Here is an 18,844-nt window from a genome sequence, read left to right on the forward strand (position 1 = left end):
CTGCGAGCGGTTGCCCTCATGTTGTACCTTAGTCAAATCGCGCAGAAGCCTGAACATTCACGCCTGCGGTTTCCGGCTTATAAAACCCGTCAGAACCGCATTGCGCTGTCATTCATCTATTGAGGCCTTACACAATGAGCTGGTCTGCCAAGCAGTATGTAACCTTCGAAAACGAGCGTAATCGTCCCATACGCGATCTGCTCGCTGCCGTTCCGGACATCGATGCGCGCACGGTCGTGGACCTAGGATGTGGTCCCGGCAATTCCACCGAAGCGCTCATGGCGCGTTTTCCCGCCGCTACAGCGAGCGGATTCGACAGCTCACCGGACATGATCGAAGCTGCCCGCAAGCGGCTGCCGCAAGTTCACTTCGATATCGCCGATATCAAGGCATGGAATGCCCCCGGCCCGTTCGATGTGATCCTCGCCAACGCGGTGTTCCAGTGGTTGCCCGATCACGCCAGCCTGTTTCCCGCTCTCGTCGCGAAGCTTTCGCCTGGCGGCAGTCTCGCGGTTCAGATGCCGGACAATCTGGAAGAGCCCGCCCATCGGCTGATGCGTGAGGTTGCGGCCGACGGCCCTTGGGCGAGCAAACTGTCCGAGGTTGCAAAGGCCCGGACACCGATGGCAAGCCCAGCATGGTATTTCGAACTGCTTCGCTCCTGCGGCGCGAAGCCCGATGTCTGGCGGACTACTTACCATCATGCGCTGGCGGGTGGCGCGGACGCGGTCGTCGAGTGGTTCAAGGGAAGTGGCCTGCGGCCGTTTCTGGAACCGCTTACTGAAGATGAACGGCTGACGTTCCTGGAACGTTATAAGGCAGCGGTCGGACTGGCTTATCCGGCGTTACCGGACGGAACGGTTCTGCTGCCGTTTCCACGGTTATTCGTGATCGCCGTCCGCTAGGGCCGGCACTGGAATTGACGCTTGGGTCGCGCCGGCAGATCGCGTGCCCCATCGGCGCAAACCCAGGCCAACCGCATATAGAACCGCCCCTCGAAAACCCTCGCGCGGGCCGTCTCAAAAAAGCGTATATACTGTTTATACCTTTACTCATCTGGAGACTCCATGCCCGCACCCTCTACGAAGGCCCCGAGCAAGAAGGCTTTTCATTTCCCCAAGACTGCAGAAACGGCCGAGCCGGCAGTAAGCAAACGCAAGGCAATCGCCAAGGCAGCGGTCGAGGCGGCAAAGGAAAGCGAAGGCAAGGCGGTGCAAGTGCCAGCCAAATCGAAGGCTAAAGCAGCGCCCGCCGAGTCGGTCGCCGCCGAAGAGAAAGTCAAACGGCCGAAAAAAGAGAAGGTCGTCCGTGACAGCTTTACGATGCCCAAGTCCGATTACGACAAAATCGGCCTCCTGAAGCAAAAATGCCTCGCCAATGGCGTGCACGTCAAAAAAGGCGAGCTCTTGCGGGCAGGTTTGCTCATACTTGAGCGCGCTAACCTAGAGCAACTCACTGCGGCTGTCGCCGCTGTGGAGACAGTCAAAACAGGAAGGCCAGGCAAGTCCTGAGCTACCCCAAGCGTCTTCAGGCGGCCAATAGTGTTTCCGGCCGCCTGAAGATGCATCGAAAAACAGGCCGCGGGCATGAGACCATTAAGCATAACCTCCGCAAGCTTCGCGGAGTTCGATGACCTCAATGCCATCCTGGCGGCCGGCTGCGCGCGCTTCGAATCACGCACAGTGGGCGAAGTGCGCGCCGGCGGACACTCCTTCCCAATTCTTACCGCGGCGATCGGATCGAACGATCCAAAAGCGCCCGCCATTGGCTTTTTTGGCGGCGTGCACGGCCTGGAGCGCATTGGTACACAGCTGATCCTCGATTACATGCGCGCGCTGCTTCGGCGTCTCGAATGGGACGAACTGCTCCACGAACAATTGCGCTCGGTACGGCTGGTCTTCATGCCCATCGTGAATCCGGGTGGCATGTGGGCACAGACCCGCTCGAATCCGAACGGCGTCGACCTGATGCGCAATGCCCCTCAAAGCGCTGAAGGACGCGTCCCCTTCCTGGCGGGCGGTCAGCGTATTGGTTCGTGGTTGCCCTGGTATCGCGGTCCGGTCCAGGGTTCCCTGGAACTCGAGAGCGCAGCCTTGCTCGATGTCGTGAAGCAGGAGTTGATGACACGCCCGCTGAGCCTTGCACTCGACTGTCATTCAGGTTACGGCTGGGGCGACAGCATCTGGTTCCCCTATGCGCGAACCAGGCAACAAATGCCCCATCTGCCCGAGATGTACCAGCTCAAGACCATGTTCGAACAGGCATATCCGCATCACGGTTACGCGTTTGAACCGCAAAGCCATCAATACCTGCTTCACGGCGACCTCTGGGACTGCGCGTATGACCAGACACCCGCGCCCAACGTGTTCCTGCCGATGACGCTGGAACTGGGCTCCTGGCGCTGGATCAGGAAAAACCCCAGCCAGATCTTTTCCCGCCTCGGCATGTTCAATCCGGTCAAGGCGCACCGGGTTGAACGCGTCTTGCGCCGTCACGCCAACTTCCTGGATTTCCTGACCCGTGCGGCGTTTGCATCGAATAGATGGCTCCCCAAGGGGGACGTCAGAAAACAGATCCTCGAGCGCGCCATGGAACACTGGCAGCGCACATCCTCACAATGAGCACGTGGATCTTGTTGCGCGGACTCACGCGCGAAGGTCGCCACTGGGGATCGTTTCCCGAACAACTGCGCGTTGAAGTAGATTTTGACGGCAGTGCGAACAACATTGCGCTCATCGATCTGCCCGGGAACGGCCGCGAGAATGCGCTGAGCGCCCCGCTCAACGTGGCGGACATGGTGCAGTTCGTCCGCTCGCGTGCGGCCGACGCTGGGCTGTTGCCGCCGTATCGGCTGGTCGCCATGTCGCTGGGCGGCATGGTCGCGACCAGCTGGGCGCAGCGCTATCCGGACGAGGTCGAACGGCTGGTCCTGATCAACACCAGCATGCGGCCGCACAGCGCCATGAACGAGCGTCTTCGACCCCAAATCTGGCCTGCTCTCATGCGCGTCGCTGCTTCATGGGCGGATGCCATGAAGTGCGAGACGATCATCCACGACCTGACGTGCAACCGGCTGGATACCCAGTCTGCCGACATCACCGCCTGGGCCGCCATCAGGCAAAGCGCCGGAGTGAGCGCGGCGAACGGTCTGCGCCAACTGTGGGCGGCGGCGCGCTTTCGCGCCGCCTATGAGGCGCCCGCTTGCCCTACGCTGCTGCTTTCATCGAAGGCGGACCGGTTGGTCGATCCGGTCTGCTCCACGCGCGTAGCGGTTCGCTGGGGTGCTGCGCGCGCGATGCATGTGTGGGCCGGCCACGACCTGCCTCACGACGATCCCGTCTGGACGAGCAAGGCGATTGCCAACTGGCTGCGTACCCTGCAAGAACACACGCACGAGCCGCCGGTTGTGTCCGATCGAGGCTCGGTTCTCTAGTGGACCGGGCCGGGAGACAGCGGTATCACCACGTTCGGCTTGAACCGGATGCGGCCAAGTAAGAACACATCAAACGATCGCCGCAACCGGCTGGAAGGCTTATTCCGCGGACTTCCGCTAAAGTCTCGCGCCCAGGTGCCGATAGCATTAGAGAGCGGTTCAGGAGGGTGAATTCGGGCACCTTTCGGTGTGCCGCAAACAGGACACCTGCGCACCAACGACATCATCATTTGGCTTTCCTATGCGGCAAATAAATAAAATATTCGCGCTCACCGCCATCATGCTCGGCGTGTTTGCATCGGATGTCTCACCCACGGAACTGACTACGCTATCGGTCAGCCTGGTGGTGCGGGGAAGCTGTGTGATCCAGTTGGACGCCGAGGCCGCGGTCGTCGCGAAGCCTGGCGTATCGTGCCCGCATGGCCAGCCTTACGACATCACGTTCATCACTCTCGATCCCGTCCAGCCTACCTCTGCGGTGGAGTCCACCACTCGCGTCAACAAGCAATCCAAGGCGTGGATGGTGGACTTCTAGGCATCCGTTCGAGCAGGCTTCCAGCCTCGATACTAGGCTATCCTTAGCGTATTTAACACGTACCTGCGCCCGCACATCAGGTCGGAAGCCTCAATCACGCCGGGCTTTCGTCTGTGCGGCGCGGGCTTGCCGCCTACCCTCGATGGCATCACGCATGATCGCGAATCGCTCGGCAAGCGAGAATGTGCGCTCTTGCGCCATTCCCTCTCTGGTCCATTCCGGGTTATCCGGGTCCGCCGCAATGCCCCGCATGACCGCTGCGTTTTCCCCGATCGCGTTCCGAACCAATCCGGTTCGCGGCGGCTTTGGCGGGCCGAAGGCGCTCGGTTTCGTTTCGCAGTTAGTCTGCGATGTCAAATATCGAAACGTCTTCTGTTTTGGTTGGCCCGCTACGTCGATACGGCGGGCGACCGGCTTACGCATGGCTCGCCGCTTCAGCGTTGATTGCATCCAGCGCAGCGCTCACTAGAAAGCCGCTACGCGTCTGCCGATGCTTGGCCGCGTGTGCGTCAATGCGAACGAGCACGAAGCGCGGCAAGCTGATATTGACGCGCTCCTGCTTGACGTCGAACTTTGCCGGATCAACGTCTACGAAGGCCCAAATTGCGCCCTCATAATCCGGGTCCGCGCGCAAGGCCTCGATGGCGCTCGGCTCGAACCGTACTTCGTCGCCTGCCTCGATGGAAGTCTCGACCCATCCTTCGATTGCTTCGAGCGTGCTTTCAAGGGCTTGCTCGATAGTGTCGCCCCCTGAGTGGCAACCGGGAAAATCGGGCACGCTCACGCCGTAGCTGCTGCCGGGGTCTTTATGGATTGCGACGGGAAATTTCACGATGTTCACTCCATTGAACGTGAAGGGTAAAAATCCCCGCTGACTTTACCGGCCAGCGAGTTTCAAGCCTGCTTGCTTCTCGATGCTTTTCAGCGTCCCTATCGGTATGTCTCTGTCGGGGTGCTTCACCGTTGTCGTCCCCGGCTTGGCGGGGTGCCTGAAGTGGTGGTGACTCCCCTTTATGCGCGCCAGAACCCAACCGTCTTGTTCAAGCATCCGAATCACTGCTTTTGAATCCATCGTGGTCCCTGTAGTGCTCATGTGTATTCTATCCACACTTCTGGCAAAACCAAAGAAAAATGTGTATTTGAGTGTGTAAAAACAATATGACGAACCCCTTACGCTTCATTCCGTGAACGCATACTACTTTGGTCAGAGACAACGACAACGAAGGGAGCACGCAATGCGTACACCGATGAAATGGGTACGCTCGATGACGTTCTTGAATGTCGCCGTCTCCAAGTTGTAGGTGTCGCCCTTCCCGCCATCGGCGAGATATTCCGCCGCTAACTCTCGTCTCTCTTCAATCGAGAGCGCTTTGATGGCGGCGGTTGTCACCTTCGTGCGCGCATCCGCTGCCTCTTCAATGTCCTTGCGGCTTCGTTCCGCAGCTTTCTGACGCTCCTCACAGACCCTGGCTTTAGCCCTTGGATCAGCCGCTCAATCGCCATGCAGTTTCAAAAGCTGATCGCGGCGGTAATCGTGTCTGTATAAGTGCCCGGCGCGGGCGTGGTTTGTGCGCTTTGAAAATAACGAGCGCCATCCGCCGCCAAACAAATCCGGACGCATAAAACTCATCTGTTATTCAAGACCCGCCAGCAAATCGTCAATCGCGCTGTAGACGCGCTCCACCACTTCCGGCCCTACCGTGCGCTCCAGCTCCCGGTATCGCGCCTCGAGATCCTTCGAGATCACGCGGACAAGGCCAACGCTCTTCTTCGTCAATGACACCAAAATCCTGCGCTGATCATCGGCGAAACGCTCCTTCGTAATGAGCTCCAGAGCCTCCATTCGAGCCAGCACGCCCGCCATGCTCGGGCTGGAGATGGTGCAGATGTCGGAGATCTCGCGCGGCTCCATTGGGCCGTTTTCGGTGAGCGCGCGAATCACGCGCCATTGCTGCTCAGTCAGCCCGTTCTCCGTGAGCAACGGCCTGAACCGTTCCATCATCTTTTCTCGTGCGCGCAGCAACAGCATCGGCAGGTTTCGATGAAGCTTTCGAGTAGTGGCTTTTGCGGACATGGCGGAGAAAAAGTACGAGCGGCCGGGCCAAGGAAGCACCCGGAGAATGGCTAGGGAAAACCCAGGAACATAAGGGAATTTATTGACCCTCAATGATATCAAGCAGCACAATACTCACATGTTAGTGTTTTATACACGAGAACAGTGATTATGTTTGCACTTGCTGACTACTTGACCCAACTGACTGCACCTGCTTCAGTAGTCTGAGGAGACACCCTGTGACCGCTTCCGAACGTAACGAACGAAACACGCCGCCCGCACCCGCCTGGTGTTCGCCTGACGAATGGCAGGCCAGGCTCCAGCTCGCCGCAACGTATCGCGTGTTCCAGATGCTCGGCTGGACCGAGCTGATCTTCAATCACATTACGTTGCGAGTACCCGGACCGGACAAGCACTTCCTGATCAACCCTTTCGGACTGGCTTACGACGAAGTCACTGCTTCCAACCTGATCAAGATCGACTTGACCGGGAGGATCCTGAGTCCGTCGGATTGCCCGGTCAACCCTGCGGGTTTCGTCATTCACAGCGCCATTCACGAGCATGTGGAAGACGCACATTGCGTCATGCATACTCATACAACCGCCGGGCTTTCGGTTGCATGCATGGAGGACGGTTTGTCGTACACGAACTTCTACTCCGCCCAGCTGCACAACATGGTTGCATACCATCCGTTCGAGGGCATCACGGTCCACGACGAAGAGAAGTCGAGGCTTCTGAGCTCCATGGGCAACAAGCGCCTGCTGATCCTTCGCAACCACGGGCTGCTCGCGCATGGAACCACGCTTGCTCACGCGTTCGCGTTGCTCTGGACCCTGAACCGCGCGTGCGAGATTCAGGTCGTCACGCATTCCATGCGCGGAAATACGCTGCCCATCAGCGATGAAATCGTGAAAAGCACCACGCGGGATTCGCTACAATTTTCGCCTGCGCATGGCGCTGGGGAGAATGTCCTTGCCGCACTTATCCGACGCGTCGATCGCATCGACACTTCGTACAGGGGATAGATTTGAATCAACAAGCCATCAAGATCACCGTGGTTGGCGGGGGCGCCATTGGCGGTATCGTCGCGGCTCGCCTGGCGCGTGCCGGCGTAGCAGTGAACCTGCTGGCGCGCGGGCCGCATCTTGACGCCATACAACGCAATGGCCTGAGCGTCGTGGAGGGCGAGGACCGGTATGTCGCCACTATCAACGCGACCGATCAGCCCGGCACGCTCGGCGCGCAAGACCTGCTGTTCATCTGCCTCAAAGGGCCGGCGCTGATACAGGCAGCCCAATCACTGGCGCCGCTGGTGAACGAAGGCACGCATATTGTCTCGGCCATGAACGGCGTGCCCTGGTGGTTTCTCAACGCGTTTGGCGGACGTCTTGAAGGACAACGGCTCGAATCGGTCGATCCGGAAGGCGTTGTATCGTCTGCGCTGCCGCCGTCGCAGGTCTCCGGCTGCGTCGTGCATCTTTCCTCGTCAATCGCCGCGCCTGGCGTGATTAAAAAGGGCAATGGCAACCAGCTTATTGTCGGTCCCGCCGCTGCGGGGGTCACCGATCACGCGGCTCGCGCTATCGAATTGCTCCGCCTCGCTCAATTCGACGTAACGGCATCGAGCCAGATTCGCAGCGATATCTGGGCCAAGCTGTGGGGCAACATGACCATGAATCCCATCAGCGCGATCACCCGTTCGACCGCCGACGTGATCCTCGATGACCCGCTGACGGCGCAGCTTGTCGTCGCGATCATGGAGGAGGCACGGTGCATAGGCGAGGAGATCGGGATCGAACTGAACATGACTACCCAGGCGCGCAACGCGCAAACCCGCAAGCTTGGCGCGTTCAAGACATCGATGCTCCAGGACGTGGAAGCAGGCCGTCAACTGGAGATAGAAGCGATCCTGGGTGCACCTCATGAGCTGGCGGTGAAGGCTGGAATCCCGGCGCCGTTTCTTAGCGTGCTGTATGGGCTTGCCGGGCAGTTGAATGCCAATCTGGCCCGCCATGCCGGCGCACCGACGCGCTAGGCATGGACCCTTCCGGTCAACGCCAGTCCCAGTGCGTTCGCGAAGAGGCGCCTTCTGCGGGCGCCCGTGTTCTCATCAGAAGATCTTGCCCGGATTCATGATGCCGTGAGGATCGAAGACCTTTCGAATTTCGCGCATCAGGCGGATTTCCAGCGGGTCTTTATAGCGGCTGAAATACTCGCGCTTGAGTTGTCCAATGCCGTGTTCGGCACTGATGCTGCCGCCATATCGCGCCACTTCGTCCAGCACCTCCGCCGTCAAGCCCTCTCCGTGAAGCTTGAAGAAATCGCGTGGTGCGCCCACCGGGCGAGAGAGATTGTAGTGAAGATTGCCATCGCCGAAATGACCGAACACGATCAGGCGAACGCCCGCGTGATGTTTGTCGATGCGCGCTCCCGCCGAAGCAATAAACGCGGGAATGGAAGCAATCGGCAGCGAGACATCATGCTTCACATGCGGACCATCGGCACGCTGCGCTTCGGAGATTTCCTCCCGGAGCCGCCACATGCTGTTCACCTGCGCAATTGATTCGGATACCGCAGCATCCACGCACAACTCGCGTTCAAGCGCCTCGCCGATCACCGTTTCCACAAGCTCGCGCAACGCGGCTTCATCGACGGTATCGGCTAGTTCGATCAACACGTAAGCCGGATGACGTTCGGCGAACGGCGCGCGCATGCCATCGACTTGTTCAAGCACCATGTCCAGGCATTCGGCCGTGAAGAACTCGAACGCCTGCATGCGCGGGCCGCCGCGTTCGAACAGGAGTTCGAAAAGATCGAGCGCCTGTTGCGACGAGTTCACGGCCGCCAGCACGACCACGCGCACGTCGTTGCGCGGATACAGCCGCAGCGCCGCAGCGGTGATGACGCCGAGCGTCCCTTCCGCGCCGATCAGCAATTGCTTCAGGTCGTAACCGGTGTTGTCCTTGCGCAGCGTGCGCAGGCCGTGAAAGATCTCGCCGTTCGGCAGGACGGCTTCAAGTCCGAGCACCAGTTCCCGCGTCATGCCATAACGCACGACATTGACGCCGCCCGCGTTCGTCGACAAATTGCCGCCCAACTGGCAAGAATCCTCGGCGGCGAGGCTGAGCGGCAGCAGGCGATGTTCTTGCGCTGCTGCCCGCCGCAGGTTGCCGAGAATGCAGCCGGCTTCAGCGACCATCGTGTTGCCGATCGTATCGATGCTGCGAACTGCATGCATCCGGTCCAGGCTCAGGATCACGTTTGCGGGACTGGCATCAGGCGTGGCGCCGCCGCACAGGCCCGTGTTGCCGCCGCGCGGCACGACCGGCACACGAGCGTCCGTGCAGAGCGCGAGGACTGCAGCAACGTCGTCTGTGCTCGATGGGCGCACAACCGCTTGGGCGTGGCCGGTGTACATGCCTCGCCAGTCCGACAGCCACGGTGCGATTTCGTCAGGAGTCACGATGACAGCGTCAGGTCCGAGCTTGTCGATCAGGCGGCGGGGGAAAGAGAGGTCGGTCATTTATCGTTCACGTGTTCGTCAGGGAGCTTAGGTTCGCCGCGCCGGTGAGTGCTTCGCGGCCAGGAATCGTGAGGTTCAAGCGGGCGGCCGCGTTCTGCAGATGCGAGGTTGCAGCGATGCGCGCGGCCACAGGATCGCCCGCACGGATCGCTTCGAATACGCGCACGTGTTCGCGGTGCACTTCGTCAGGCAGACGCTGACGCGCGAGCGAATGCGTGCGGGCCGTCTGCACGGCCTGGCGGATCTGGAGGTTCAGGTACTGGAGCAGATCGACGTAGTAGCGGTTGTGGGTGGCATCGGCGATCGCGACATGGAACGCGATGTCCAGCTCCACCGCGTGGTCCGGGGTGTAGAGGTGATCGGCGAGCGATTTGAGAATGGCCGCCAGTGCGTCGACGTCAGCTTCAGTCCGGCGCACGGCAGCCAGCGCCGCTGCTGCGCCTTCCAGGTCGAGCCGCAGCTCGTAGACGTCTGCGAGGTCCGCCCGATCCGCACCGACCGCGTGGGGGACGCGGAAACCGCCTGTTTCCGTACGCGCCTTCACCGTACAACCCGCGCCCTGGCGGCTGTCGATCAGGCCATTCGAGCGCAAGCGCTCCGTCACTTCACGGATGACCGACTGGCTGACGCCGAAGCGCGCAGCCAGATCTTTGCCGGACGGGAGCTTGGTGCCGACCGGGTAAACCCCGTCGCGGATATCGCCGGTCATTTGCTGGGCGACTTGCTGGGTCAGGGTTAGCGCTTTTGTCACGTAAAGTCCGGGCCGTCATTTTTAGGTTATCCGGTTTGCATGTTATATGAAAACTTTCGGCGCGTGAATGGCAAACGAAGCGATCAAGGCCGTCAGGATCGCTACCCAGGGCGCTATTGAGGTCAGCCTTGGTCGCAGGAATGCGATTCGATGATAGTGCGAACGCTCCGTTCCCTACGCTGTGCTTTCGGTCGCCCAACGCCTCCAAAAAATTCATATCGCCTTACAGCCGAGATAGAGCACTCGGTTGTGTCCCAACGTATCTGGATTCCCGCCAGGTACAAAAATACATAAATCGGCAGGAGATCGACAAATCCCGGATACATACGCCGAACACAGTACTGCCAAGCGAGCACATGACCGAGATCGTTCGCGACTGTCTTTCCGTACATCAAGTTCATAGGAGAGCATCCATGTTTGCAACAGACCGTCCGGCCGCGTCTTTCCGTAACAGCGCCAGCAGGGCATTCACGATGGCGATCGGCGCTATCCTGCTCGCCTGCGCAGGCTATCTGCAACCCGCATACGCCGCCGATGCTGTGTCGAGTGCTCCGGTGGCGAGCGCGACCATCGACGACAGCATTCGCCCGTTTCAGGTTCACGTTCCGCAAGCACAACTCGACGACCTGCGCAGGCGCATCGCGGAAACGCGGTGGCCGGACAAGGAAACCGTCAAGGACGATTCGCAGGGCATCCAGCTGGCGAAAGTTCAGGAGCTCGTGCGCTATTGGGGCACCGATTACGACTGGCGCAAGGCCGAGGCTCAACTCAATGCGCTGCCGGAGTTCGTGACCAACATCGATGGGGTCGACATCCAGTTCATCCACGTCCGTTCGCGCTACCCCAATGCGTTGCCGATCATCCTGACTCATGGCTGGCCGGGTTCGACGTTCGAGTTCATCAAGGCGATCGGCCCATTGACCGATCCCGTGGCTTATGGAGGACGTCCGGAAGACGCATTCGATGTCGTGATTCCATCGATTCCAGGCTATGGCTTTTCGGGCAAACCCAAGGACCTGGGCTGGGGACCCGACCGTACCGCAAAGGCGTGGGACGTGCTGATGAAGCGCCTCGGATACACCCAGTACGTCTCGCAGGGCGGTGACCATGGCTCCGTCATTTCCGATGCGCTGGCCCGTCAGGCGCCCCCCGGTCTCCTCGCGATTCACCTCAACATGCCGGCTACCGTTCCGGGCGACCTCGTGACGGCCATCAATAGCGGCGCCCCGGCTCCGGCCGGATTGGCAGGTCCCGAGCGGGAAGCATTCGATTCGCTGAGCACGTTCTTTGGCAGAAACGCGGCATACGGCGCCCTCATGGTCACGCGCCCGGAGACGATCGGGTACTCGCTCGCGGATTCGCCTTCGGGCCTCGCGGCCTGGATGTATGAGAAGTTTGCGCAGTGGAGCGACAGCGGCGGGGTGCCCGAGCGCGTCCTGAGCAAGGATGAGATGCTCAACGACATCACTCTCTATTGGCTGACCAACACAGGGGCATCGTCGTCAAGGTTCTACTGGGAAAATAACAACAACAACTTCAGCTCCGTCGCGCAGAAGACCAAGGACATCAAGGTCCCCGTGGCGATCAGCGTGTTTCCGCATGAGATCTATCGTGCGCCGAAGAGCTGGAGCGAGCAGGCGTATCCTTCGTTGTACTACTATCACCAGGTTTCCAAAGGCGGTCACTTCGCGGCCTGGGAACAGCCGCAACTCTTTGCGCAGGAGTTGCGCGCGGCGTTCAAGCCAGTGCGTCAATCGGTCACGAAAGCGCAGTAGCAAGGACAGGTTGCGCGCACAATCCCGCCGCCGAACCGATGCAGCCTTTTCATCGCTGGCTTCAGGGGCCGGTCGGGTGGCGTGAAGGCGTCCCAAGCGCCAGCCAATAGCGCGGCGCGAGGGAAATGCGCATGGTGATTGAGTTCACCATGCGCTCCCGCTTACGCTGCGACCGTATCCTTGTCATAGAACGGATAGTCCGTATAACCGACGTCCGTACCGCCAAAGAAGCTCGGACGGTCATACGGATTCAATGGCAATTGGCGGCGCAGGCGTTCAGGCAGATCCGGATTGGCGATGAAGTCGCGGCCAAATGCGACCAGATCGGCGTCGCCCGCCTGCACGATGGCTTCGGCCGTGTCGCGCTTGAAGCCGCCAGCGGCAATGATCACGCCCTTGTAGTGCTTGCGAATCAATTGCGCGGCAACCGGGTTCTGATCCTTGCTGTCGTCATCCACATTGCCAAGCACACGCGGTTCGATCAAATGCAGGTAGGCCAGATTCAGTTTGGCCAGTTCCTCTGCCACATAAGCGAAGAGACCTTCCGGGTTGCTGTCGGACATATCGCCCCAAGTGCCGCTCGGCCCAAGGCGCACAGCCACGCGTTCGCTGCCCCAGACCGAGATCACGGCTTGCGTCGCTTCGATCAGGAAGCGGGCACGATTTTCGAACGAACCGCCGTAGATATCCGTGCGCTTGTTGCTGCCGTCCTGCAGGAATTGATCGAACAAGTAACCGTTGGCGGCGTGCAGTTCAACGCCGTCGAAGCCGGCCTGCTTGCCGCGAATGGCTGCTGTGCGGAAGCTCTCGACCAGATCGGCAATCTCGGGAATCGTCAGCGCGCGGCTCGGCGTGTTCGGGACCCATCCCGCTTCGGTGTAGGCGACGCCGCCATGCGGCACGGCAGAAGGCGCTACCGGCTGAGCGCCACCCGGCTGCAACTGGCTATTGGACTGGCGGCCGGCGTGATAGAGCTGCAGGAAGATGCGGCCACCCTTGGCGTGCACGGCTTCGGTCACCTGCTTCCAGCCGGCAATCTGACTGTCGTCGTAGAGGCCGGGCGCACCCAGGTAGCCGTTGCCGTTGGGCGCAGCGATGGTCGCTTCACCGATCAGGAAGCCGCCTTCTGAAGCACGCTGCGCGTAGTACTCGGCCATCAACGGACCGGGCTTCGCGCCTTCTTCGGCGCGCATGCGGGTAAGCGGGGCGAGCACCACGCGATGGGCAAATTCGTAAGGACCGACTTTGATGCTGGAGTGAAGTTTGGACATGATTTCCTCAAGATTCAGTGGCTGATGAAGTTCGATCAACAGCGGGTTTTTAACCTTGAGGAGAGTGTATGGACCGACCGGCAAAAGAAAAATGGGCTAAGGTTCCGAATATATCGGACACAAATGTCTTTAATTTATCCCGGGACGCTGCAATGGATAGCCTCAGTGGTATTTCGATTTTCGTGCAGGTGGCGGAGACGCGCAGTTTTACCGAGGCGGGACGGTTGCTCGGCGTATCGTCGTCGGCGATCGGCAAGAGTATTGCGCGTATAGAGGATCGCCTGGGCGTGCGACTCTTTCACCGCAGCACGCGCAGCATCACGTTGACGGCCGAAGGCACCTTGTTCCTGGAACGGTGCCGGCGCATCCTGGGTGAGCTCGAAGCGGCGGAAGCCGAACTCTCCGGCGCTGTCGGCAGCCCTCGCGGCAGGTTGCGGATCAGCACGCCGCAACTGTCCGGCCTGATCATGCCGGCGCTGGACGGCTTCATGACGCAATACCCGGATATCGAAATCGATGTCGATTTTTCCGACCGCATGGTCGATATCATCGAAGAAGGCTTCGATGCAGTCATTCGCACGGGCGAGCAGCTTGACTCACGGCTGGTATCGCGGCGGCTGGGTTCCTGCGGACAGGTACTGGTCGCCTCGCCCGGCTATCTCAAGCAACATGGCGTTCCCACCCACCCGTCCGAACTCGTTCGGCACGCCTGTTTGCTGCATAAGTTCCCCGTCACCGGCAAGCTGGAACGCTGGCCATTCCGGCTCGCTGCATCGGAAGCCGAGCCTGAGTTACCGCAAACCTTCGTCAGCAACACCATTGAAGTCCTCGGCTATCTCGCGCTTCAGGACAAGGGCTTCGCCCTGCTGCCAACCTTCCTCGTGCGCGATGCGCTGGCGAGCGGTGCGTTGCAAATCGTGCTGGGTGATTTCATCGACCAGACCGTCACCTTCTGGATCTTGTGGCCGGCAAGCCGCTACGCCTCTCCCAAGCTGCGTGTTTTCATCGACTATGTCAGCGCGAATCTGCGGATATAGATCGAACAAGGTGGTGTGCCGGGTGCGAGCTTGCGCCGTCGTGGCTGATCACGCCTGTCGTGGCAGCGGACTCAGATGTCCGAAATGATCGGAAGCCGAAGCCATTTATCTTCACCGCCCTGATCCCTATCATTCCGATGTCGCTGAGCAGCGGGTACGCTCAGCCTTACATTGGAGAATTCTCTTGAACAGCATCGCAACGCCGGGCAACGGCTCCGGCAAAATCAGGGTGGGCGTCGTCGGCCTGGGTCATTGGTCGGAATATGGGCACGTTCCTTCGCTGAAGCTGCTCCCGGAATATGAACTGACGGCCGTGTATAGCCGCAGCCAGGAAAAGGCGGCATCGCTGGTCGCGCGCCATGGGTTCAAATACGCGGCAGCCTCGCTGCAAGAACTGGTGTCGCACCCGGAAGTCGATCTCGTCCTCGTGTTGACGCCCGCGTTCCAGCACGAAGAGGGCATCCGCGCCGCCATCGCGGCGGGTAAAGATGTCTATTGCGAATGGCCCCTGACGCCGAGTACTGCATTGTCCAGCGAGTTGCTCGCGTTAGCCGGCAAAGCAGGCGTGCGTACCATCGTCGGTCTGCAACGGCGCCTCAATCCGGGCTACCGATATGTCCGCGACTTGCTGGACCAGGGCGAGATCGGCGAAGTACGTTCGGTGCGCTTGCACGTGAGCGTCGAGTACTTCCAGCGTGAACGGCCCGCGTCGCTTTACTACACGATCCCCGAAGAGAATTTCTCCAGCCTTCTTTCGATCTATGGCGGCCATTTCCTGGACGCGTTGTTTTCGACGATGACCGGCTATCCGCAGAACTTGTCGGCGGTGACGGTCAATCAGTTCAAGGAAGTCACCCTGGTGGAAACCGGTGAAACGCTGCCCCACACAAGCCCGGACCAGGTCGTGCTCGCCGGCACTTTCGCCAATGGCGCCGTGCTGAGCGTCCATCTGGAGGCGGGTAAACGCAATAATTTCGGCGTACAGATCGATATCACCGGCAGCAAGGGTGATCTGAAGATCTCAAACACTACCAGTTTCGGCGATACCTTCAACCGCATCGAGATCGCGCGGGGTGACGCACAGCCGCTGACCACGCTCGCTATTCCGGCGGAATATGAATGGGTGCCGGAGGGAGAACTCGGAGCGAGCGTGGTCGAATTGGCAAACCTGTATGCCGCCTATGCACGTGATGTAAAGACGGGTTCAACGCTTGCGCCCACTTTCACAGATGCTCTGCGCACGCATGAACTGATCGAACAAATCGTGGAATCGAATCGTTCCGGCAAGCGGGTCGAACTCTCCTTCGGCACGCCGGGCTAAGCCGCGCGTCCGGCTGATACGTCGACGGCGCTGGTGAGATCAGCGCCGTTAGCAATCGTGATGCAGAGGCTGATGCGCATCACCATGCCGGACGGCAAAGTCCGATCGCGACGACTACTCGTCGTCGCGATCGGACATGCCGCGTTCAGCTTCCCTTTGGTTGCGTAAATCAACCTCCAAACATTGCCTTCGCCTGCGTGTTGAAACCATTGACCAAATCGTGCTCGCCCGGTCCCGGGTTCGCGCGCATCGGTTTGGCTGCTTCGACCAGGATCTCGTTCGCATCCGTGCCGAGGGCCTTGATTGTTTCATCGATGAACTGGTCGAGCGGCATCGCCATTTCGGCCTCCGTGCTGTTCATCAGTTCGGTACGGACCCATGGTGGCGCAATCTCCAGCACGCGAACTGTCGTGTCCTGCAGCATGAACCGTTGTGACAGTGCGTAGGAGTGCAGCGCCGCCTTCGTCGATGAGTACACCGCCGTCACCGCCATTGGCACGAAGCCCAGGACGGAAGTGGTGTAGACCACCACGGCGTCGCTCCGGGTCTTGAGATGGTCGATCAGCGCAGATGTCATCCGGATCGGGCCGATCAGGTTGGTCGTCACGTGGGAGACCATCAGCGCATCGTCGATCCTTGCGTCGACTGCATCAGGTTGCATGATGCCCGCGTTGTTGATCAGCACGTTGAGTTCGGGGTGATCGGCGACAAGCTTCGCCGCCACCCGTTCGATACTCTCCGGGTCGGAGATGTCGAGTTCAATCGCCTCCATCCCGTGGTTGGCCGCGATTACCGCGTCGAGATGACTGCGCCGCCGGCCTGAAATGATGACCTTGTTGCCAAGCTTGTGGAGCGCTTCGGCGAGGCCTCGGCCGATACCCGAGCCGCCGCCGGTGATGAAGATGGTATTACCTGTGAGTTTCATGGAATGCGTCCTCGATGGGATAAGTGATAGAGAGTTCAAGCGGAAAGCCGCTCATTGACTTGAGGCTGGCCACTTACCGAACTGCCCGGGTCGTTCCGGTTTGTGGAGCTAAAGATAGGCCTCTGCCACGCGCGGCGGTAGCCCCTGCATCCCGCTATCTTTTATGTATTGCGCGCATTAATTGGCAGAGTCGGAAACGATTCATAATGCGTGGCCGTTTGAAGCTTTCTGAAGATCGACGTTGACCCATGAGGACTCTCCCCAATGCCAACCAGGAATTGGGCGTGAACCTACATTCCTCCTATCAATCCTGTGATCAATGTGAAAAATACATTTAATGAGCGAGGGACATGGTTCTGCGGAGGTCGCTCAACGCAACGACGATATTCCGACCCGGCTCCGCTTGGGGAAACCTGGTCGCCTCGTTTCAATCCATTAAGGAGTGTGTGATGCAGCGGATTGGTTTCGTCATCCTACCTAATTTCCAGATGCTGTATTTCGCTGCCTTGTCGGTGTTTGAGTTTGCCAACATCAGCGCGGGAAAGCAGTTGTACAGTATCGAGTTGCTGTCCGAACATGGCGGCTTGGTACGCAGTTCGCTCGGAACGATGACCGACACCATGCCGTTCGGGGAACCCGCGTTCGATACCTTGCTGGTCGGCGGTGGAACTGCGAGCGTGACTGCATCGCCAGCCGTCGTGGATTTCGTGCAGCGTGGACATCGCGCGTCGCGCCGGGTTGCATCCATCTGCACCGGTGCGTTCGTTTTGGCTCAAGCCGGCATCCTCGACGGCAAGCGCGCGACAACGCATTGGATAGCCGCAGGCGAGCTAAAGGAGCGCTTTCCCCTGGTCAAAATGCAGCCGGATCGCATCTTTATCATCGACGGATCGGTATGGACGTCGGCCGGCATGACGGCCTGTATCGACCTGGCTCTGGCCATGGTCGAAAAAGACCATGGCGCAGACCTCGCGCACTCGGTCGCGCAAAAACTTGTTGTCAATCACCGTCGCGGCGGTGGTCAATCGCAGCACTCGGAGTTGCTCAAGATCGACGCCAAATCTGACCGCATCCAGACCGCGCTCGAGTATGCGCGCAGAAACCTGAAATCCCAGCTCTCGGTTCAGGAACTTGCCGAGGCGGCGTGTTTGAGCCTGCGTCAGTTCAGCCGGGCATTTCGCGCGGAGACAGGTCAGTCTCCTGCTAAGGCGGTAGCCAATCTGAGGCTGGAGGCCGCGCGTCTCTTGTTAGAGCAAAGCCGTCATCCCGTCGACGTGGTCGCGACAGAGGCCGGCTTCGCGGACTCCGAGCGGATGCGCCGCGCGTTTGTGCGCGCCTTCGGTCATCCCCCACAGGTCATACGAAACAATGCGCGGGCGGAATTTGCTGCTGCCTGAGCGAATCCATGAGCACATCCGTGCGAAGGTGAAGTGGATGGCGGGAGCCTTATCTACCCCGGCATCCACGTCAGCGCTGTTCAGCCTGCTGCTTGCACGATCAGTTTCGCGACTGCATCCGGCTGGGAAAGCATTGCCACATGACTTGCCGCAACGGTGACCGTCGTTGCTTCAATCCGCGCCGCCATCTTCTTTTGAAGCTCGGGATGGATGGTGTGATCTTCGCTGGCGAGCAAGTACCAGCTAGGCTTTTCTTTCCAGGCAGGCGCCGTGACTTCACCGCCCAACGCAGCACCCGCCAGCGGATTTTGCGTTGCAAAGATCAACGCGCGCTCGGCTGCCGTCAGATCCTGGGCAAATACTTCATCGACGCCTTCGCGCGTGAGTTTGAAAAAATGCTGCTCGTCAGGGCGGACGACCTCCAGCAGGCGAGTGGGTGGCCCGCCGGCGCCAAGCGATGCCGCCGACTCGCCGACATCCGGCGCGAATGCCGCGACATACACCAGACCCGCCACTTTCGGATCGGATCCAGCTTCGGTAATGACGGCGCCGCCGTAGGAATGACCCACCAGCAGTAGCGGACCGTCGATCAGCGCAATCGCCCGCTTAACCGTCGCCACGTCATCGGTGAGCGTCAGCGAAAGCGAAACCGCAGTACCTGTGAGACCGGCAGCATCGATCAACGGCAGGACTTTCTCCCAGGCCGACGAATTGGCCCAGGCGCCGTGAACGAAAAGGATATTTGATACCTTCGCCATGATTGTGGTCCTGTCTCTAGCGACTGCTGTCGCGGTGTATGTCGGGATGACAAAGAGCGATTGTC

Annotated in this window: 19 protein-coding genes; 11 read left to right on the forward strand and 8 right to left on the reverse strand. The window is 59.9% G+C overall.

Annotation, left to right across the window (positions count from 1 at the left end; translation table 11 throughout):
• The first annotated feature begins 134 nt into the window (after window positions 1-134).
• From tam to ACSOSP_RS21165, 5 genes are all read left to right on the forward strand, one after another.
• Window positions 135-905, forward strand: coding sequence for a trans-aconitate 2-methyltransferase (gene tam / locus ACSOSP_RS21145; RefSeq protein ID WP_455312880.1), 771 nt, complete (start codon window positions 135-137; stop codon window positions 903-905).
• A 162-nt stretch (window positions 906-1,067) separates the two neighbouring features.
• Window positions 1,068-1,511 (forward strand): hypothetical protein, encoded by a 444-nt coding sequence (locus ACSOSP_RS21150; RefSeq protein ID WP_455312881.1) that lies wholly within the window; start codon window positions 1,068-1,070, stop codon window positions 1,509-1,511.
• A gap of 75 nt (window positions 1,512-1,586) precedes the next feature.
• On the forward strand, window positions 1,587-2,621 hold the full coding sequence (locus ACSOSP_RS21155) for a M14 family zinc carboxypeptidase (RefSeq protein WP_455312882.1): 1,035 nt from the start codon (window positions 1,587-1,589) through the stop codon (window positions 2,619-2,621).
• Window positions 2,618-3,433 (forward strand): alpha/beta fold hydrolase, encoded by an 816-nt coding sequence (locus tag ACSOSP_RS21160; RefSeq protein WP_455312883.1) that lies wholly within the window; start codon window positions 2,618-2,620, stop codon window positions 3,431-3,433. The genes ACSOSP_RS21155 and ACSOSP_RS21160 overlap by 4 nt, the downstream gene beginning before the upstream one ends.
• A 241-nt stretch (window positions 3,434-3,674) precedes the next feature.
• On the forward strand, window positions 3,675-3,968 hold the full coding sequence (locus ACSOSP_RS21165; protein ID WP_455312884.1) for a hypothetical protein: 294 nt from the start codon (window positions 3,675-3,677) through the stop codon (window positions 3,966-3,968).
• A gap of 415 nt (window positions 3,969-4,383) precedes the next feature.
• Here ACSOSP_RS21165 and ACSOSP_RS21170 read toward each other — a convergent pair whose 3' ends face one another.
• The 3 genes from ACSOSP_RS21170 to hpaR form a co-directional block, all read right to left on the reverse strand.
• Window positions 4,384-4,800 carry a type II toxin-antitoxin system HicB family antitoxin gene (locus ACSOSP_RS21170; RefSeq protein ID WP_455312885.1) on the reverse strand — a complete coding sequence of 139 codons (417 nt, stop codon included), beginning with the start codon at window positions 4,798-4,800 and terminating at the stop codon, window positions 4,384-4,386.
• 45 nt (window positions 4,801-4,845) lie between these two features.
• Window positions 4,846-5,061, reverse strand: a complete 216-nt coding sequence (locus tag ACSOSP_RS21175) for a type II toxin-antitoxin system HicA family toxin (RefSeq protein WP_455312886.1) — start codon at window positions 5,059-5,061, stop codon at window positions 4,846-4,848.
• Between the two features lie 540 nt (window positions 5,062-5,601).
• Window positions 5,602-5,997, reverse strand: coding sequence for a homoprotocatechuate degradation operon regulator HpaR (gene hpaR, locus ACSOSP_RS21180; protein ID WP_455312887.1), 396 nt, complete (start codon window positions 5,995-5,997; stop codon window positions 5,602-5,604).
• Between the two features lie 263 nt (window positions 5,998-6,260).
• On the opposite strand from hpaR, the gene ACSOSP_RS21185 reads away from it, so the two are divergent.
• Both ACSOSP_RS21185 and ACSOSP_RS21190 read left to right on the forward strand, forming a co-directional pair.
• Complete coding sequence (locus tag ACSOSP_RS21185) at window positions 6,261-7,046, forward strand: class II aldolase/adducin family protein (RefSeq protein WP_455312888.1); 786 nt, start codon at window positions 6,261-6,263, stop codon at window positions 7,044-7,046.
• A 2-nt stretch (window positions 7,047-7,048) separates the two neighbouring features.
• Window positions 7,049-8,056, forward strand: coding sequence for a ketopantoate reductase family protein (locus ACSOSP_RS21190; protein WP_455312889.1), 1,008 nt, complete (start codon window positions 7,049-7,051; stop codon window positions 8,054-8,056).
• A 75-nt stretch (window positions 8,057-8,131) separates the two neighbouring features.
• On the opposite strand, the gene ACSOSP_RS21195 is transcribed toward ACSOSP_RS21190, so the two are convergent.
• Together ACSOSP_RS21195 and ACSOSP_RS21200 are read right to left on the reverse strand one after the other, a co-directional pair.
• Window positions 8,132-9,544 (reverse strand): FAD-binding oxidoreductase, encoded by a 1,413-nt coding sequence (locus tag ACSOSP_RS21195; RefSeq protein WP_455312890.1) that lies wholly within the window; start codon window positions 9,542-9,544, stop codon window positions 8,132-8,134.
• A gap of 7 nt (window positions 9,545-9,551) precedes the next feature.
• Window positions 9,552-10,253, reverse strand: a complete 702-nt coding sequence (locus ACSOSP_RS21200) for a FadR/GntR family transcriptional regulator (RefSeq protein WP_455313742.1) — start codon at window positions 10,251-10,253, stop codon at window positions 9,552-9,554.
• 455 nt (window positions 10,254-10,708) lie between these two features.
• On the opposite strand from ACSOSP_RS21200, the gene ACSOSP_RS21205 reads away from it, so the two are divergent.
• Entirely contained in the window at window positions 10,709-12,070 is a 1,362-nt protein-coding gene (locus ACSOSP_RS21205; protein ID WP_455312891.1) for an epoxide hydrolase family protein, read from the forward strand.
• A 161-nt stretch (window positions 12,071-12,231) separates the two neighbouring features.
• On the opposite strand, the gene ACSOSP_RS21210 is transcribed toward ACSOSP_RS21205, so the two are convergent.
• Entirely contained in the window at window positions 12,232-13,341 is a 1,110-nt protein-coding gene (locus ACSOSP_RS21210; protein WP_455312892.1) for an alkene reductase, read from the reverse strand.
• A gap of 152 nt (window positions 13,342-13,493) precedes the next feature.
• On the opposite strand from ACSOSP_RS21210, the gene ACSOSP_RS21215 reads away from it, so the two are divergent.
• Together ACSOSP_RS21215 and ACSOSP_RS21220 are read left to right on the forward strand one after the other, a co-directional pair.
• On the forward strand, window positions 13,494-14,378 hold the full coding sequence (locus ACSOSP_RS21215; protein ID WP_455312893.1) for a LysR substrate-binding domain-containing protein: 885 nt from the start codon (window positions 13,494-13,496) through the stop codon (window positions 14,376-14,378).
• 184 nt (window positions 14,379-14,562) lie between these two features.
• Window positions 14,563-15,699 (forward strand): Gfo/Idh/MocA family protein, encoded by a 1,137-nt coding sequence (locus ACSOSP_RS21220; RefSeq protein ID WP_455312894.1) that lies wholly within the window; start codon window positions 14,563-14,565, stop codon window positions 15,697-15,699.
• A gap of 169 nt (window positions 15,700-15,868) precedes the next feature.
• On the opposite strand, the gene ACSOSP_RS21225 is transcribed toward ACSOSP_RS21220, so the two are convergent.
• Complete coding sequence (locus ACSOSP_RS21225) at window positions 15,869-16,624, reverse strand: SDR family oxidoreductase (RefSeq protein WP_455312895.1); 756 nt, start codon at window positions 16,622-16,624, stop codon at window positions 15,869-15,871.
• A gap of 449 nt (window positions 16,625-17,073) precedes the next feature.
• Between ACSOSP_RS21225 and ACSOSP_RS21230 the strand changes: the two genes are divergently transcribed.
• Window positions 17,074-18,021: a GlxA family transcriptional regulator gene (locus ACSOSP_RS21230; protein WP_455312896.1), complete on the forward strand. Its 948-nt coding sequence runs from the start codon at window positions 17,074-17,076 to the stop codon at window positions 18,019-18,021.
• Window positions 18,022-18,101: 80 nt separating this feature from the next.
• Here the strand turns inward: ACSOSP_RS21230 and ACSOSP_RS21235 are convergent, their stop codons facing one another.
• Complete coding sequence (locus ACSOSP_RS21235; protein WP_455312897.1) at window positions 18,102-18,779, reverse strand: alpha/beta hydrolase; 678 nt, start codon at window positions 18,777-18,779, stop codon at window positions 18,102-18,104.
• Window positions 18,780-18,844: the final 65 nt, after the last annotated feature.

Source organism: Caballeronia sp. KNU42 (assembly GCF_053760385.1).